Raw genomic sequence first — 17,372 nt, 5'->3', positions numbered from 1 at the left:
TGTATTGTGACAGTTGAGAAAACTCCTATAAAATCGATGAGTAATTAAAGTCGTATTAAGAACTTTAGTGCTTACTGATGAACCCTCAAAACTAGTTGGAAAATTCACTAAAAGCATTAGCACTATTTTGCTTGACAAACTGTTGACTAAAATAAAGACGATATAACTCACACATGGCACTAGCTTGATTGCCGTTTAGTTGAACTAAACCCATACTTTCTAGTTTATAAGCAGCGATCGCGTCTAACTCTACTTTTTGAGCTGTTGCAATTACCTGTTTCATAGCTGACATTAATTCTGGTTCTGCTTGCAGTAGTGTCAACAGTTCTCGTAAATACTGACCGTAAATTCCTACTGGTGTAGATGCGGTTTCTAATAACACCTCCAGCGTCATTTCTCCCTGACATAGATGATAAAATGCAAGGCTCACTAGATAGGGATGTCCTCCTACCATTGCTTGTAGAGGTGCAAGGCGTTTTATCCCTTCCGAGTTTCCTGCCCAATCTAGTCCGTAACGTAATGCTAAATTCTGTACCTCCTTAAGGGTAAATGGTGGCAATGTAATTGTTATCCCGACATTGAAAGGCGAATGGTTGAGCTTAAGTGGAATATAAATTTCTGTTGTGTGAACCACTACCATCCGCAGTTTTTGCCAAGTCTGATCTTGCTTTGCTTGTTCATGCCAAAATCGCAGCATTGGCAGAAAGTCTTGGGCAATATTGGGATGTTCAAAAATCCGATGGACTTCATTCAAAGCCAAAACTACAGGATTATCATTAATGTATTGCAATAGATAAGCTTCAAAATAGATTTTGCAGCTTACCTTGCTGCCCATTTCTATATCCCAAAAATTATCTACACAAGGAAGAAGATTTAACTGCCTACTGACATTTACACAAAACCAACGCAAAAATTTATCCAGGGAAGCAAAAACGTCTTGGTCAGCTTCTTGAAAGTCCAAATAGACAATTTGATAATCTTGCTCTCTAGCATAAGCAATCATCCGATTGAGCAGAGAACTTTTTCCCATCTTTCTAGGTGCTTTAATCCGGATTAAGCAACCAGGGTGTAAAATCTCATTACAAACAAGTTCTTCTAGGGAAGGGCGATTGATGTAAAGAGGAGAACCTAGTGCTACAGGGCCGCTAGGAAATTCTATCTTGCTTACTGAAAAACAGTTTGGAGAAACCATTTCTAAGCTAGATTCTTCACTAAACTTTTGTTGGATCTGATTTTCCTGATTACCTATCTCGTCTTGCAAGTGTTTATTCAAAGCTAAATGCAGATTTTTTTTCGTTATTCTTTTTCCAAGTGCTATAGAAAGGTCTTGCCACAACTCAGAACCAATTTCCTTGATGTAATTGTTGCCGTAGCCTGATACCTCTGCCATTTCACCGTAAGTTTTGCCCAACCACGATTGATAGAGCACAAACCATTGAATTGAATCGAGAGGCTTGTCTTGGAGAATTTTTTTTACAGATTGTAGAAGATTGTCCACAGTGTATAAATTGTTAAACAGCTAGGCAATTTACTTATAGCGGTTCTCGGCTAAGTAAGGTATGAGAACCCTACCCCAACCACCTCCCCCTAAGCGAGAAGGTGACTATGATTTACCTTATATGATTAGGAAACGCTATATAATTTTTGCCCCAGTAATAATAATATACATCTGAAAAAATACTTGAAACCAGAAAAATTCAAGATTGCATTAATACAATTTTAAACTTTATTAGGAGATCGCAAATATGATTGTAATTATATTTTTTAAGCTAATTTTGTATAATTATATACTTTTTGATTGACATTAGTCTCTGTTATTTGGAGTACGAGGTTAGTTCAGGCTAATGTAGGCTTGAAAAAGCTGATGGCAATCATGGCTCACTGGTATGAGATCCTAGAGACAGTTAATGCACGCTCAATAGAATGGAACAATATCAGAAGCCAACGGTTGTAATTACGGGTGCCTCTTCGGGGGTGGGTTTATATGCTGCAAAAGCTCTTGCTGACAAGGGATGGTATGTGGTACTGGCATGTCGGGATTTAGCAAAGGCACAAAAAGCTGCTCAAGCTGTGGAAATCCCTTACAACAGTTATACCAGCATACATATTGATCTTGGCTCCTTGGAAAGTGTTCGACAGTTTGTGAAGAACTTCCAAGCTACTGGAAAGTCTTTAGACGCTTTGGTGTGCAACGCTGCAATTTATATGCCCTTAATCAAAGAGCCGTTACGCAGTCCAGAAGGCTACGAGTTAACTGTCACCACCAATCATCTGGGTCATTTCCTATTGTGCAACCTGATGCTAGAAAAGCTGAAGAAGTCATCTTTAGAGCCAAGGCTAGTAATTTTAGGAACCGTCACGCACAATCCAGACGAACTGGGTGGAAAGATTCCACCACGTCCTGACTTGGGCGATTTGCAAGGCTTTGCAGAAGGGTTTAAAGAGCCAATATCAATGATTGATGGCAAGAAATTTGAACCAGTCAAAGCTTACAAGGATAGCAAGGTTTGTAACGTGCTGACTATGCGGGAACTGCATGAGCGCTATCACGAGTCAACCGGTATCGTCTTCAATTCTCTCTATCCAGGATGTGTTGCAGAAACGCCGCTATTTAGAAACCACTATCCCCTGTTTCAGAAAATCTTCCCATTATTTCAGAAGTACATCACTGGGGGATATGTGTCTCAGGAATTGGCGGGAGAACGGGTTGCTGCTGTGGTTGCCGATCCTGAGTATAATCAATCTGGTGTTTATTGGAGTTGGGGAAATCGCCAGAAAAAAGATGGCAAGTCTTTTGTACAAAAAGTCTCTCCTCAAGCCCGTGATGACGACAAAGGCGATCGCATGTGGGAACTAAGCGCCAAGTTGGTTGGACTTGCATGACCGTCGCTCTGCTCCAATTCAAAATTCAAAATTCAAAATTCAAAAATAATTAAATAATTTTTAATTCCTACATTTGAGAATTTTTATAATTTTGGATTAAAGGTTTGGATTGGAGCAATTGGTGCAAGCCCCTAAATTAATTTATGGAAGCATAAAAAAGCGCAACATCATTACATCGTAACCTTTAGATACTAGAACGTGAGACTATGTTATGCACAAGCAGTTAAGCAAGCAAAAGCTGAAACTGGCTTGTCAATGGAATCCTTTCCTCTGAACTGTCCATACCAGCTAGCACAAGTCACAGATGATGAGTTTTTACCTCAGTAAGCACTGAATCTTTCTTTATGTGCTGTTTCACTCTCAAGTTATACCTCTCCATTCCCTACCACCTTGACTTATACATAGGAAATATGTATGATAGTGGTTGCACAGAAGGGGAGTAGCTGCTGGCAAAAAATATAAAAGCCAGTACATCTGAATCAACATACTGGCGATGAGCCTGGTTCAGGTGGCAAGTAATCAATATTTGAAAGCGAGACCTTCACTAAGTTCACACCGAAAAGTGTAAACTTGGTGAGGTCTTTTGGCGCTCATCAAGCTTTACATCGGTAAACGATTCTTCAGGAGCTTGAGAGAGTGTTAACAGCTTTTACCGCAGGTTTATTACTAATTACAGTTTCAGAACTAGGCGATAAAACATTTTTTATCGCTGTAATTTTGGCAATGCACCACTCGCGGCGGCTGGTATTTATAGGTGTGACAGCTGCTTTAGCCACAATGACAATCCTTTCGGTGCTATTTGGACAAGCGGTATCTTTGTTACCAAAAGTTTATATTCATTACGCCGAAATAGCTTTATTTATTGCCTTCGGTATCAAGCTGTTATATGACGCTAGTAAGATGTCTGCTGCTGCTTGTGATACAGAAGTTGTAGAAGAGGCCCAAGCTGCGGTGAAACAAGCAGATTTGCAGTTACCAAAGCAAAAGACTGGATTGGCAATTGTTACAAAAGCCTTTGTGTTGACATTTATGGCAGAGTGGGGCGATCGCACTCAAATTGCTACCATTGCCCTAGCAGCAAGCAATAATCCCATTGGAGTGACAATAGGTGCAATTTTAGGACATGCCTTATGTGCTGCGATCGCAGTTATCGGCGGCAAAATGATTGCCGGACACATTTCTGAGCGTCAACTCACCCTGATTGGCGGATACCTGTTTTTAGTCTTTGGTGTCGTCGCTGCCATTGAAGGAGCGTGAGGAGAAAAAGCAAGGAAGTAAGGGAGCAGGGGGAGAAATCAATTCAAAATTCAAAATTCAAAATTAAAGAACTTCTGCCTCTTGTGCCCAATGCCCAATCCCCAATGCCCCATGCCCCATGCCCAATTCCCAATGTCCATTACTTAGGAGTATTCAATGAAGGCGCGGGAGATACAGCAGGATTAGGCGTGGGGGAAGCCGTTGCCGCCTTTTTAATTCCGTCTTTATACTGAGCAGGTGCTAAAGCTACGGCACTATCAAACAAAGCTTTTGCATCTGCGTCTTTGCCCTGTTGTTTCAGGAGCATTGCTTTTGCTACGACAGGGCGAAAATCCTTGGGATCTTTCTTAATTGCCTGGTCATAAACAGAGCTAGCTTGAGCGTAGCGTTTCTGGGAAGCATGAACAGAACCTAACAGCACCTGCACGGCGACTGTGTCTACACTTCCAGGCTGAATTGTATTTGCTTGGGCTGCATTAGAGAGGGTTTCTTGCAACAAACCAATGGCTGCTTCGGGGCGTTGTTGACTGATCAATAGAGCGACCATTCCTCGCAAAGCATTCAAATCGCCTGGTTTCGTTGACAAAACCGAGCGATAAGCTTGAGCAGCTCCTTCGCGATCGCCAATTTGCTGTTTGGCTTGAGCTAGTAACACTGAATATTCTGACTGTTCGGGATTTAGCTTTGCTAGCTTTTCTAGAGGTTCAATGACAACTTGGATATCAGCTGGTTTAACCTCACTTTTATCTTTTTGACTTAGTAATTGCAGTCGCGCCTGTAGTAGGCCCTTAAGCGCAGTCTGATTTTCTGGTTCCCTTTGCAAAACCTGTTCATAACCTCGTACTTCGTCTTCCAGTTTTGATTTTTGGTCAGTGGAGGGCAAACTACCTCTGGTGCTAGCGGTATTCTGACTTGAGGGTGGCGTATTATTAAATGCTCCAATTATGGGAATCACCGAAACACCCACAAAAGCAAGAATTGCCACTGCTAAGACGACTTGAACTATCCAACGATTGCGCGGTTGAGACACAGTTTTGTCTTTCTCCTGAACTCTAATGACATTATCATTTACACAAATCGTAAAGTTAAAAATTTCCAAAACTTTGCGGAATACCGCCAATTGCCTGTGAATTTTATAACAATTAACTATCCACGCTGCTAAAGTAAGTGATGACTTTAGGAGGAGCCGTCAGAATTGTAGCTATGATATGCTTCCGAAACTAGTGTAAAGCCGCTAAATTAGACATTTAGTGTTTATACATTAAATTTAGCGCTTTTAGGATTGTATAGAGTACCCTAGTGTGATTTTGTGAAAAGCCAATATACTTTCATCAGTCGCACAAATGCTCTTTTCAGCTGCCTTTGTAAAATCCCACAATGGGATGTGTCTGTGCCGCAAGGAGTTTTTATGAATTCCGACCTGATGCCGTTGCCTGAATCTTCCAATTCTTCTGCCTCTAACCAGGGCCCAACTAACGTAGAGGCAGCCGCTAATGTTCATATAGCAGCCCAGTCCTCTAAAGAAGTTGACAATTTGCCTGTCAACCCCAGTGAGACTGACTCAAATGGGAACTTGATTAATCGCCAGCAACCGATTCCGCCTCCCAGTGAACCGATGCAGTATCGAGCGATCGGCTTAGTCCGGGGTCGCTATCACGCTAGTAGCGAACAATTTACTCAAGGTACGCTGCTGACTCCAGATGGTGTAGAACTCAATGCCGTCCTTCTAGGCCGGATTATGAGCTTAGTCAAGAATCATCTAGACTTAGAAAAAGAACACTTGTGGGTAGTATATCCACGTACCAGACAAGAAAATGATACCTTGCACATCCAAATCGTCGGAGTTTGGGAGCCAGAAAATCTCGCTAAAAACTCAACAGATGAGGACGAATCGGATTTTGAGTTGCAAGAGTTACAGACACTTGATGATGGCTTATCTGAGAACTCTGAATTAAATACAACTGCCCCCAGACCTTCATCAGAAGTTGCAGATGGTGGTTTTTCTGTTCGTGGTGAAGTAGTATACCAATCTTTTGATGCTAAAAGCTTGGTAGTCAAAATTAGGCAGGCTCCACGCAAATCAACTGACAAACCCAAGTATTTTAAGTTGAAATTGAGGGGTGTACTAACTACCAAAGCAGTGGGTAAATTCTGGGACTTCCAAGCCAAGCGGGAAGCAGACGTTTTAGTAGTAGAAAAAGCCGAGGCGATCGCTGATTTGCCCAAAAAACGCAAACCACCATTTAAAGGTGGACCTCGTGCTGGCAGTGGAGGTGGTGCTGGTGGTAGAAAACCATTCCCCCCCAGACGCACTGGCGAAACTCCTCGTCCCATCAAGAAAACAAGTACAAGCGGCGATCCCTCAGTCGTGTCAAAACCTATACCAAGAACGCCCGTTCCTAAACCCATTAAGCGACCGAAACCGCCTCAAGAATAGAGAATGGGGCATTGGGATTGAATCTTCAATTTTGAATTTTGAATTTTGAATTTTGAATTGATATCTCCCCTGCCCCCCTGCTCGCTCCCCCACTTCCCCCAATCAAAAATCCGTCCGACGGTCTTGGGGTAAAAAAGATCGCTCCATCGGAACTGGAGAAACTGCTTCTGTGAGGGTAAACGTACCTGCTTCGATCCACTTTTTCAACTCTAGGGCGACTTGCCTAGAAAAAAACAAACTCGCTAAGGGGGCAGAGCGTACTGCTTTGCCCTCTATGGTGATCCACCCAGATTTGAGTTGGGCGTAACTCACCAAACCAAAGGTGGGACGGACCCGCCGGGGAATAGAAAAATCTACTATTGGAGCTACTAAGTCTTGATCTTGGACGGCACAGTGTTCAATTACTTGTTCATTTAATACAGGTAGTGGTACACCAACCCCTAACATTAATGAGGGGCCGTAACTTTTGAAGTAACACCCCCGCACCCAATGAGCATCCATTTGCTTGGCATCACCAATTAAAGCTAACGTCGCGGAAGGCCCAATCGGTGTACGATTAGCTAAACGCTTTTGTAAAGGGAAGTGCTGAGTGCCTTCCCAGGCAACATAGCCAACACCACCGCCTAAAAAAATTCGAGTACCTATACCAACAAGTTGCAAATCAGGGTCGTTGAGTAAAGGGGAAATAGCACCGGGGTTAGAATAAACAGCATTCCCCAAACGTGGTTGTAAAGGGCCGAGATATGTGAAGAGGGGGCGATCGCCACCATTTACACCAACAATAAAATTTTGATAAAGATTGCGCGGATTAAATAAATAAAACTGATTAATTGTCTCATTGGTAATTGTAGTTTCAAAATTTGCTCTGGGATAACAATCTGTTACTTGTCCTTGCGCTTTCACGTGTATAGATTTACCAGCAATTAAATCTTCGATTACATGACCGCCACCACGTTCTCGCACTTCTTCCCCATCTGTCGTCTCTACAGCACAACTCGCACCCAAATATAAATCTACTGCCCCAAAACCAGAGTATGCTGGCACGCCATCTAACCAACAACGGCGAATTTTTATCGGGGGGTCAGTATGTCCCAGATTGATAATTGCACCACTTGATTCCATCGGCTCAAAAGTACCAGTGGTAATTACGTCAACTTCCTTAGCAGCTTTAGTAACACCGATTTCTCCAACTCGTGCTTTTAATTCTTCAGTTGTCAACACCACTGCACGTTGGCGCTTTATTTTCTCGTTAATTTCTGCAATTGTTCGCATCTTATCAGTGCTTACGCTTCCTGGTGAGTGGGGAATGGGCAGAAACGCGATTATTTTTTCAAGATATCATCATCAATCGAGGGATTCTCATTTATATCTGGATTTTCTGCCGTCCAATTATCATCTGTTCTAGGAGATTCAGAAACTATCACAAACTCAGTCTCTTTTCTATTGTTATTCCCCCATTCATCCAAAACATCTTTAATTAACACTTCTTGCAACCAAATTTTAGCAACAACAGTTAGAGGTAGCGCTAAAAATAATCCTAAAAAGCTAAAGAAAGTCACGAAAAATAGCTGGGCAATTAAGGTTATGGCTGGCAGCAATGATACTTGATGCGCCATGACAACGGGCGTGATGAAATTACTCTCAGCCTGTTGAATGAAAAAGTAGAGAATTAAGACAGCGATCGCTTTCCAAGGTTCATCCAAAAAAGCGATCGCCATTGCTGGGATTACACTCATCGTTGGCCCCAGATTGGGAATCAAGTTGAAAAATCCCGCTAAAACCGCTAAAGCAAGCGCTGCCTTGACATGCAAAATTGATAAGCCAATCAGACTCATCACTCCCACTACACAGATGGCAATGAAAGCGCCTGTAATCCATCCCTCCAAAGAAACTTCACACTTATCTAAAATTCCATCTACCCGCCGCCGATAAAATGAGGGGAAAAGCCGTACAAACACTTTGCGATAAGCCACGGGGTCGGCTAACATCATTCCTGTTAAAACCAACACTAGCAAAATCTTGAGGAGGACTTCTAAAGAGCCAGATACAAAGGCGAAGGAGTTTCCCAGTAGCCGATTGACGAAGGGCTGTACTTGTTGAATGAGGCTATTGATATCTGGGACGTAAGGAATTAACTGGTCAGGAATACGAGCTCTCAGGGCATCAAGCCAACTATTAAAGCGTCCAAACCCTTTAGGAACTTGATAGGTTAGTTCTTGAAACTGCTGGGCAAATGGCGGCACAATTAGCCAGAAAAAGCCCACGACACCTGCGAAAAAGATAGCTACTGCTAGGAGGACGGCAAATCCGCGCTTTATTCCAAAACTTTGAAAGCGTTTCGCTAGCCGATTTAAGGTGGTGGCTAACACAACTGCGGCAAACATCAGCAAAAGCACTTCCCGAATTTGCCACAGGATGTACAAACAAAGAACTATGGCGATTAAGCCGATCCATTGACCCAAGTTCACAGGCTAACTCCCAACGGTTGGCGAGATGCAATTTTATTGTAATTAAGTTAGGTTAGCTGATTTTAGGAACTTGTGCGTAAATGGTTTGAGTTAATTTTGTTTTTGTGCTTGAAATCGCCACAGTAGAGCGATCGCGACGATCACAATCGGCAACAATACTATAATTAGCGCGTTGCTTGCTGTCGGCGGAATCGGTAGACTTGGCCCTGCATACTTAATTAATACTGATAACAAAGCCGAGAGTAAAAGCAGTTTCAGAATTAATCCTAGTTGATTTTCCATAAAAGTACGACAATACAAATTTTTGTGATACGCACAAATTTGCGCTGTACCGTCTAGTTTCTAGAATAAACCTACAGATACAATCCTTGTATGTTCACAAAAATATAATTTTGAGTACTTGAAGCGAAGGAAGTGAGGCGTGATCGCCAATGAACTTTCTGGTGCTGCCTAAACCACAGACAGCACATTATACACTATTAAAACTATACAGAAAGTAATCAAAGCAGCCTTTGAGTAATTTAAACTAAGCACAAATAAATGCAGAGTTTTACCAAACTTTATTTGCTCCGAACTAGCTCAATTCTATATTTAGCTTTGATCAACTCAGGCAATTCTATTAAAAACTTTTTCACTCTAACTTGAATATATTTAGGATTTTTAGGTACACGTTTAGCTATATATCTTAAAAAAGCAATTTGATAACCAAACTTATATTTAATTGCAGAAAATATATTAAACTTGATCTGGTTATCTAAACTTTTTTCTAGGTTTTTTAACTTTGATACTTCACGATGATATACGGGATGCTCTCCCCAAACGCAGGCAAAGTGTACAAGAGCAGGTGACACCACTTGATTGTATTTTTTAAAAGTAGATTGACCTTTAATGGCATCTATATTAAAAGAACCACGAAGACCGATAGGTGTTCGCATCATCTGACCATTATCTTCAAACATACTTTGATTGTGTAGCATCATCGCTAGGGCAAAAATACGTTCATCATTAGGGCCATCACCGCGAAATTCACTAATGCCTAGCTTTCTCCAATCTCTTGAAAATTCTAGCGCTGTTTCAAAAAATGCCTTAGCAGTATCATTTCTCTCAAAATAATAGAGACCTCCATTAAATCTAGGTAGTTTTGTCAGATTAAATCGTTTGAGTGTGTCATCTACATCAATGAACTTATCTTTATCACCTGCTTGAAGATATACATGACCTGCTGCACTAAAACTTCTACCTTTAAAATCATCAAAAATAAAGTTAATATCCCTTACTGCTATGCAATCACTATCAATACAAAGTGTATATTCAAATGGAGAATAATCATAGATATGAAGCTTTTGTTTGACGTTAGAACCATATTGATTTCTCAATTTTATAACATAATCATAAAGTTCGAGTAACTCTTGATCGTTTTGATGGTCAGTAACAATAGCACGCGGAACATTTGGTGAATGAAGACGTAGAGAACGTGCTAATGACTTTGCCATTTCGACATAATAAGATGCCCCGTAAGCATAGGTGATAATGCCACGTTTTAAAATAAACATTATTTTATTACTTAATAATATTTCAACTTTAGTTGTCTAGCTAAATTCTAACTTATACGCCACAGTATATATATCTAATAATATTAACCAAGCATAAATTCTATATAAAGTATGCGTAAATTCTAGTCTAAATTTTATTTAAATCTGTTTAAACAAACCTAGTTATTTACCTTTATAAAACCTTTATAAAAATGAACTATATACAGCAATAAACAGCTAATAAACAACACAAATATTGGAATTTATATTTATCCAACCTAAAATTAACTGTATAAAATAGATTTCTATTACATTCACAGCACTTTTCTTTTACATGAGGTACAAGTTACGGGTTTTGAGGCAGGAGTTAGGAGGTAAAAACTCTTTATATTTGATGCGTGAGTTTTACGTTTTGTACCTCATTTACTTGCAACCTGGTGTATTAACTTTAGGACTTACGCAAAAATCGCCAAAAAGCTTAATTTATCGAACCGCCAAGACTTCCAAGAACGCCAAGAATCGTAGAGTGTGCGTAAGTCCTAAACTTGATATTGTAATCATTGCCAGAAACTAGCGCGATCGCTGTAGTTGCTACGCGGGAAATGCTGTTAGCCATTAGGGTGCTATCGCTATCTTTGTAACGCACCATCGACAATTCAGGGTGCGTTAGCGATCGCCTACTCTTAAAGCTTGCTACGCCTCGTATCCTTCGTTTCTGACAGGTGCTAGAAATTATATTTTTGGGAAACTTACAAGGCGATGAACTTGGACGGATACATCAGGAAAAACTAGGGGGACAATAGTACCTGTGGTTAATGTCAGTTCAGTTGTGTATTGCCCATTTTTTAAGTCTCGAAATACTTGCAACTGAGAATTTTTAAGATTGACAACCCAATATTCAGCAATGCCTGCTTCTGCATAGATATCTTTTTTCTCACCTAAATCTTTGCTCAAGGTGGACTGAGAAAATTCAATAATCCAGAAAATATCTTCAGGGTATGGATGGTGTTCTAGGGCGTGTCATCAGTTGATGTAAAGAAAGATAAAGTAGAAATGACCAAGCGACAAGGATTTGCTCGCTATGACAAGCCGTCGTTATGCTCTAAGGGATGACCAGTGGGAAAGGATCAAAGACCTGTTGCCAGGACGAGACGGTTATGTCGGGGGGACAGCCAAGGATAATGAACAATGCAATAACTTACTCAACACTTTTTTTAATCTTTGGTCTAGGGAAACAATCTCAATTGCCCAGTCGGGATTAATTTCAAAGCGATTAACAATTCTGCTAGATGGAGTTTTAGGAATTCTATCCCAGCGAAACACAGACACATCAGGGACGATAGATGCACCGCTAAAGGTGCAGCGCAGTTCTGGAATAGCAATAGCAGTTTTTTGATTTCTCTACTAAGCCGTTAATAACTTCACAAAAAGTTGTCTGAATCAGGCCATGTTCGCCTTGAGGCATTGGTTTTTGAATGATTTCTCCGTTAATAAAATCTGATGCTGGTTCGGTTTCCGGCAGTTTGAGAAACTCGTCTAAAGTTAGTTGGGGTTGACTGGCAATAGTCATAAGTAAATAGCATAGAGGGCAATATTTTAATTATGTGCGTTAGCGATCGCCTACTCTTAAAGCTTGCTACACCTCGCATTCTTCGTTTCTGACAGTTGCTAAAAATTAAAATTATATTACTAATTACTTTTCTACTCCCCATTCCCCACTGACGAGATACAGTTATAAAATTATATATCCTCCAGTCAAGAGCATTGTGATGTTTAGGCATCTACTACCCATAGTAATTATTACAGCAATTCTAAGTAGCTTTTTGAATCTGACAGCCTCTACTGCCTTTGCACGACAGATATATGAACCAACAACTGAGTCGCTATCAAAGCATGAAGTTCCAGAGTGGTTCAAAGATGCTAAACTCGGCATTTTCATTCACTGGGGCGTGTACTCCGTACCTGGTTGGGCACCACTGACTGGTGAACTGAACAAGGTAGTTGCAGAACGCGGCTGGGAATATTGGTTTCAGCACAACCCTTATGCTGAATGGTACTACAATTCCATGAAACTTAAGGGCAGCGACACTTATAACTATCACCATGCGACCTACGGTGAAAATTTCACCTATGACGACTTCATCCCCACCTTCAACGCAGCCATCACAAAGTGGAATCCATCGGAATGGGCAAAACTGTTTTCTCAAGTAGGTGCGCGGTACGTTGTGCTGACGACCAAACACCATGATGGCTTTCTGTTATGGCCTAGCAAAACCACAAACCAGTCAGGACGAGTGGCGGCGCGGGATCTTGTAGGCGAACTGACACAAGCCGTTCGTAAGCAAGGTATACGTATGGGTCTGTATTACTCTGGCGGTATTGATTGGTCACAGCAAGATACAACGGTAACAGACTTTAACACCTTGCTCGCAGCCATTATCCAAGATAAAGCTTACGCTGAATATGCTAATGCTCACTGGCGCGAACTCATTGACCGCTATCAGCCGTCTATCTTATGGAATGACCTTGGCTACCCTGTTGGTCAGGCGAACGAGATTATGGCTTACTTTTACAATCACGTACCTAACGGTGTCGTTAATGACCGCTTTGATTTAAATGGGCAATTCGGTTTACACTTCGACTTCTCCACACCTGAATACAATCAACTCAAACAAATCGAACCAAAGAAATGGGAAAGCACAAGGGGTTTAGGTTACTCGTTTGGTTACAACCAAAATGATACCGACTTGAACATGATTTCAGTAGATGAACTGGTTGACTCATTCGTTGATATTGTTAGTAAAAACGGCAACTTATTACTCAATATTGGCCCAAATGCCGATGGTTCAATTTCCAAACTGCAAATTGAACGGTTGCTCGGCTTAGGCAAATGGCTAGATGTAAATGGTGAAGCCATCTTTGGTTCGCGTTATTGGATACGCTCAGAAGATGTATCTACTCAAGGCATCCGAGTACGCTACACCACAAATAAAGGTAATTTGTATGCTGTCTTGCTTGATACTCCTATGAGTCAGACGCTGACAATCCCAGGGCTAATTCTGCCGAAAAATGCAAAGATTGCAATGCTAGGGGCAAAAGGTAAACTTGAGTGGCAACAGTACGGACAGAATTTATTTGTCACGTTACCGGATATGTGTGTAGGGAAAAAATCACCAGCCTACACGTTGAAAATCAGCCAGATACCTCTTTCCTGAAGCTCTGATAGTAACTTACAGCTATTTTCAGGTAAATAGACCACGCGGTAGGGGCGCAAGGCCTTGCGCCCCTACGACAGGTGTGGTTCAAATACATGAAAACTGCTGTAACAAGATTGCGATCGCGAAACATTTACCCTTGATTCTAATTTGTAACGCTAATTCACCAGTTAGCACTCAAGAGAAAAAGCTCATCAAACTGTAACCAAAGGTAAAGGCTATGATCGCACCGATGAAGACACTGCCATAGATCATACGATTGCAAAAAGGGACTAAAGCCGAATGGTGAACACCCTGTTATTAACCTCTGTTGGCGCAGAGAGTTTTTAAATTTTGTTGTCAACGAGTATCAAATACTCGTCAACGGAGATAAAAGGTGGATTCATCCACCTCAAATACTTGTCAACGGAGTTCAAAGGTGGATTCATCCACCTCAAACACTCGTCAACGGAGATAAAAGGTGGATTCATCCACCTCAAATACTCGTCAACGGAGTTCAAAGGTGGATTCATCCACCTCAAACACTCGTTAACGGAGATAAAAGGTGGATGAATCCAGTTCAAATACTCGTTAACGGAGTTAAAAATAGATGAACAGACGCGATTAATCGCGTCTCTACTAACTGCGTTGCCAAATTTTAATTGTCTTATCCAAACTACCACTCACCAACATCTCGCCGGAAGCTGTGAAAGCTAATGCTGTGACTATATTGCCATGACCTGTAAACGTACCTAGCAATTCCCCGGTTTGTAAATGCCACAATTTGATAGTTTTATCAGCACTACCGCTAGCAATAATTTGACCATCGGGACTTAAAGCGATCGCATATACTCTATCTCGATGCCCTTTAAGGGTATGAAGTAATTTTCCAGTCTCCAATTGCCAAACTTTAATCGTTTGATCCCAGCTACCACTCACGAGGATTTTACCATTTGCACTGATTCCTAAAGAACAAACGATGTGAGAATGACCCATGAGGGTATGCAGTGGTTGTGCATCTTTTAAACTTTTAATTCCCGTTTGCGGTGAGGTGCGCCAAACTTTAATTTTGCGATAGCTACCTGTAACTAGAGTTTCGCCATCTCGACTCAAAACTAGGGAATGAGCAGCTGTATCATCTAAAGAAAGGGCGATCGCTACCTGACGTTGCATCAAATCCCAAAAGAGAATTTTTCTGTCATCTCCGCCTGTCGCTAACATTCTGCCATCTGGAGTAAAGGCAGCACACCGCACGACTCCATTGTGTTTGTGCAAAATATCTATCAAGTCCAAAGCGCCTACGTGCCAAAGCTTAATTGTCGAATCTGCACCGCAACTCACTAAAGTCTGTCCATCTGAACTAAAAGCTAGGGAATTCACTTCATCCACCAGCCCAGATATTACCCAAGGATACTCTGATAATGTCTCTATTAATTCACCCTTGCTTAAATCCCAGAGTTTCGTCTCTCCCCGACTACCGCTAGCCAATATGGGTAAGGCTTTGCTATTGTTGCACCCAGAACTGAAAGCTAGGCAATTAATGCCTCTGGTGTGTCCTTGCAAAGTCTGCCAGCATTCCCAGTCACCGATTATACCCTTGAGACAATGTTCTGATGGTAGAGTCTGTATTGTATGTGCGATCGCTCTTGAGTTAATTACTGGCGACGTGTCTTTTTTGCCCATAAGTGATTCTAAATACCAACTCAACCCCCCTGCATACAACAAATTACTTGGAGTGACATACAGTTTTGGTTCAGTAAATTCAAGTTGATCTGTAGGTAAAAATCCTGTTATTATGCTTTGTTTCTCGTAACCCAAATTACCAGTAGACGGATAAAATAAACACAGAAAAACTAATACTTGGTGATTTTTTAAATCTTCTTGAGTAACCGACCATCTAATTTTGTCTTTCTTAATACCATTAAAACTTTCTCTATCAGCAGCGTAAATTAGCACACTTAGCTGAGGACGATCCTTGAGTATATAAGGAAATTTACTTTCGCCACATAAATTTCCCTCATCATCTAAAACTATATTTTGCAAGGTATCTTGTGACACCTTTTTTACTAATTTGCCCAAGCGTTCAGTTATTATTCTGTCAACAATATGCTCCCGTAAAAGATAATCTTGAGCTTGTTGTTGGAAGTATTTAGGAAAAGGTATCGTCCAATCAGGAGGCTCAGGATATTCCGGCGGTGTCGGCGGCGGATTTTTAGCGAGAACTTCTGCCTGTTGGCGAGAAAGTTCTTGGAGTCTAGCCAATGGCTCGCCCCAAAAGGCCATAACTTCAGTGTGACAACCTTTAACTTGACTTTCCAGCAAAGATAAGTCATAAGTTTTAGGTTTTTTCACACGTTGAAGGAAGTCAGTTTGTTGAGCTTTGAGTAAGCTAATCCAATCCATCTGCATTCCTGCGGCAAACTATTGCATACCTAAGGTAAGCTATACAAATGTAATTACTCAAGTTTATAACCTTAGTTAATTAAAAATTCAGTAATATTAACAGTCTAATAAAACACAGCCATTGACAAATGTTTCCGGGAAACAGACAGATGGATAGCACTTAGACATTTCATGAACTGATGCAGTTGCAGTATATAGAATTAGATGATATCAGTCAATTCTAACGGAGATAGAGAACGAGATACTGTTTCCCTAGAAACAGTTCTTGTTGCAAAGGAAAGTTGAATTTGAGAGGGATTTAAAAGATTATAGTAACGTTAAGTCAGCAAATAGCTACATGAATCAATTCAAAATTCAAAATTCAAAATTCACGCATTAAATACAGCCACCCACAAGGAATGGGGTATCTAAGAGCCTTGTAAGACAAGAATTCTTTCGCGCCACTTGCGGGCGTTAGCGTAGCGGGACGAAGTCCGGTTTTAAACCTATCTTTTTTGATAAAAATAATCTAGTAACGATAATTATCGGAAATATCATCTGAAATCGACATAAATGGTGTAGATTGGATAATTTTAACCTTTGCGTTTTGGTTGTCTGGGTGTTGTATTTACATTAGAGGAGTCACCAAAAGTATCCCTTGCTTCGATCTGTTTAATTTTCATTTGCAAGTTCAAGTCATCACTGCTAACAATTGTTTCTAAATTCGCTAATCTCTGCTCTAGCAGTTCTATTTGCTGCTGGTGCAAATAGTTAGTTTTGGATTTTTGCTCATCAGAACGCCAAACAGCAACTGTACCAACAGCTGCGCCACCAATAGCAACTAAAGGAAGAATAGCACCACTTCTAGTAACGGCTGACAGGGGGACGCAAACTCCGAGAATAGCTACTGTAATTACCCAAATTCTTGTGGTGGCAGATAATCTAACATCTTGATATTGTTCTAGATTTGTTTGAGATTTTTTAGCCATAAATAAATCCAAAGAAAAGTTATTTGCTAGATTGGCACAATCGTTTACTAAAATACTTCCTACAATTGGGTTAAGTATAATTTTTGTACTAATATTTTTTAATTACCAGTAGGTAAGCATAATTCAACATAAAATCTCCATCAGCGAAATGATTTTCCTGACTCCTATACAGACGCGATTAATCCATATTTACTGCTGCCTTCTACTTTCTATTTAGTTACTTTGTTATT

At 40.8% G+C, this 17,372-nt stretch carries 14 protein-coding genes and 3 pseudogenes; 6 read left to right on the top strand and 11 right to left on the bottom strand.

Annotation, left to right across the window (positions count from 1 at the left end):
• Positions 1–91: 91 nt before the first annotated feature.
• The gene (locus V7K56_RS04575; protein WP_334908015.1) at positions 92–1,498 is read right to left on the bottom strand and encodes an AAA-like domain-containing protein; all 1,407 of its coding nucleotides are present in this window, start codon (positions 1,496–1,498) and stop codon (positions 92–94) included.
• A gap of 425 nt (positions 1,499–1,923) precedes the next feature.
• Between V7K56_RS04575 and V7K56_RS04570 the strand changes: the two genes are divergently transcribed.
• The 3 genes from V7K56_RS04570 to V7K56_RS04560 all read left to right on the top strand — a co-directional run bounded on the left by V7K56_RS04570 (position 1,924) and on the right by V7K56_RS04560 (position 4,140).
• Positions 1,924–2,883 carry a protochlorophyllide reductase gene (locus V7K56_RS04570; RefSeq protein ID WP_334908013.1) on the top strand — a complete coding sequence of 320 codons (960 nt, stop codon included), beginning with the start codon at positions 1,924–1,926 and terminating at the stop codon, positions 2,881–2,883.
• Positions 2,884–3,081: 198 nt separating this feature from the next.
• Positions 3,082–3,210 carry a DUF29 family protein gene (locus V7K56_RS04565; RefSeq protein WP_334908011.1) on the top strand — a complete coding sequence of 43 codons (129 nt, stop codon included), beginning with the start codon at positions 3,082–3,084 and terminating at the stop codon, positions 3,208–3,210.
• Positions 3,211–3,519: 309 nt separating this feature from the next.
• Complete coding sequence (locus tag V7K56_RS04560) at positions 3,520–4,140, top strand: TMEM165/GDT1 family protein (protein ID WP_334908009.1); 621 nt, start codon at positions 3,520–3,522, stop codon at positions 4,138–4,140.
• 139 nt (positions 4,141–4,279) lie between these two features.
• Here the strand turns inward: V7K56_RS04560 and V7K56_RS04555 are convergent, their stop codons facing one another.
• Positions 4,280–5,170 (bottom strand): tetratricopeptide repeat protein, encoded by an 891-nt coding sequence (locus V7K56_RS04555; RefSeq protein WP_334908007.1) that lies wholly within the window; start codon positions 5,168–5,170, stop codon positions 4,280–4,282.
• A 378-nt stretch (positions 5,171–5,548) separates the two neighbouring features.
• Between V7K56_RS04555 and V7K56_RS04550 the strand changes: the two genes are divergently transcribed.
• Positions 5,549–6,577: a hypothetical protein gene (locus V7K56_RS04550; protein WP_334908005.1), complete on the top strand. Its 1,029-nt coding sequence runs from the start codon at positions 5,549–5,551 to the stop codon at positions 6,575–6,577.
• A gap of 102 nt (positions 6,578–6,679) precedes the next feature.
• On the opposite strand, the gene V7K56_RS04545 is transcribed toward V7K56_RS04550, so the two are convergent.
• The 6 genes and pseudogenes from V7K56_RS04545 to V7K56_RS04520 form a co-directional block, all read right to left on the bottom strand.
• Positions 6,680–7,849, bottom strand: a complete 1,170-nt coding sequence (locus tag V7K56_RS04545) for a homocysteine biosynthesis protein (RefSeq protein ID WP_334908003.1) — start codon at positions 7,847–7,849, stop codon at positions 6,680–6,682.
• A 50-nt stretch (positions 7,850–7,899) separates the two neighbouring features.
• Positions 7,900–9,045, bottom strand: coding sequence for an AI-2E family transporter (locus V7K56_RS04540; protein ID WP_334908001.1), 1,146 nt, complete (start codon positions 9,043–9,045; stop codon positions 7,900–7,902).
• Positions 9,046–9,135: 90 nt separating this feature from the next.
• The gene (locus V7K56_RS04535; RefSeq protein ID WP_334907999.1) at positions 9,136–9,327 is read right to left on the bottom strand and encodes a hypothetical protein; all 192 of its coding nucleotides are present in this window, start codon (positions 9,325–9,327) and stop codon (positions 9,136–9,138) included.
• A gap of 278 nt (positions 9,328–9,605) precedes the next feature.
• On the bottom strand, positions 9,606–10,598 hold the full coding sequence (locus tag V7K56_RS04530; protein ID WP_334907997.1) for a hypothetical protein: 993 nt from the start codon (positions 10,596–10,598) through the stop codon (positions 9,606–9,608).
• A 457-nt stretch (positions 10,599–11,055) separates the two neighbouring features.
• On the bottom strand, positions 11,056–11,226 hold the full coding sequence (locus tag V7K56_RS04525) for a hypothetical protein (RefSeq protein WP_334907995.1): 171 nt from the start codon (positions 11,224–11,226) through the stop codon (positions 11,056–11,058).
• Positions 11,227–11,309: 83 nt separating this feature from the next.
• Positions 11,310–11,591 (bottom strand): annotated as a pseudogene (locus V7K56_RS04520) (Uma2 family endonuclease); the annotation flags it as partial.
• 67 nt (positions 11,592–11,658) lie between these two features.
• Here V7K56_RS04520 and V7K56_RS04515 point away from each other — a divergent pair.
• Positions 11,659–11,760, top strand: a pseudogene (locus V7K56_RS04515) (IS5/IS1182 family transposase); the annotation flags it as partial.
• Here the strand turns inward: V7K56_RS04515 and V7K56_RS04510 are convergent.
• Positions 11,733–12,147 (bottom strand): annotated as a pseudogene (locus V7K56_RS04510) (Uma2 family endonuclease). The pseudogenes V7K56_RS04515 and V7K56_RS04510 sit on opposite strands and share 28 nt — an antisense overlap.
• A gap of 199 nt (positions 12,148–12,346) precedes the next feature.
• On the opposite strand from V7K56_RS04510, the gene V7K56_RS04505 reads away from it, so the two are divergent.
• A complete protein-coding gene (locus V7K56_RS04505; protein WP_334907993.1) occupies positions 12,347–13,792 on the top strand; it encodes an alpha-L-fucosidase in 1,446 nt (481 codons plus the stop codon).
• Between the two features lie 618 nt (positions 13,793–14,410).
• On the opposite strand, the gene V7K56_RS04500 is transcribed toward V7K56_RS04505, so the two are convergent.
• On the bottom strand, positions 14,411–16,180 hold the full coding sequence (locus V7K56_RS04500; RefSeq protein ID WP_334907991.1) for a WD40 repeat domain-containing protein: 1,770 nt from the start codon (positions 16,178–16,180) through the stop codon (positions 14,411–14,413).
• Between the two features lie 566 nt (positions 16,181–16,746).
• Positions 16,747–17,142 (bottom strand): hypothetical protein, encoded by a 396-nt coding sequence (locus V7K56_RS04495; protein WP_334907989.1) that lies wholly within the window; start codon positions 17,140–17,142, stop codon positions 16,747–16,749.
• Positions 17,143–17,372 lie beyond the last annotated feature (230 nt).

This window comes from Nostoc sp. (assembly GCF_036917535.1).
GTDB lineage: Bacteria > Cyanobacteriota > Cyanobacteriia > Cyanobacteriales > Nostocaceae > Nostoc.
The sequence above is the reverse complement of the archived record's forward strand: the minus strand, read 5'-3'. Positions and strand labels throughout refer to the sequence as shown.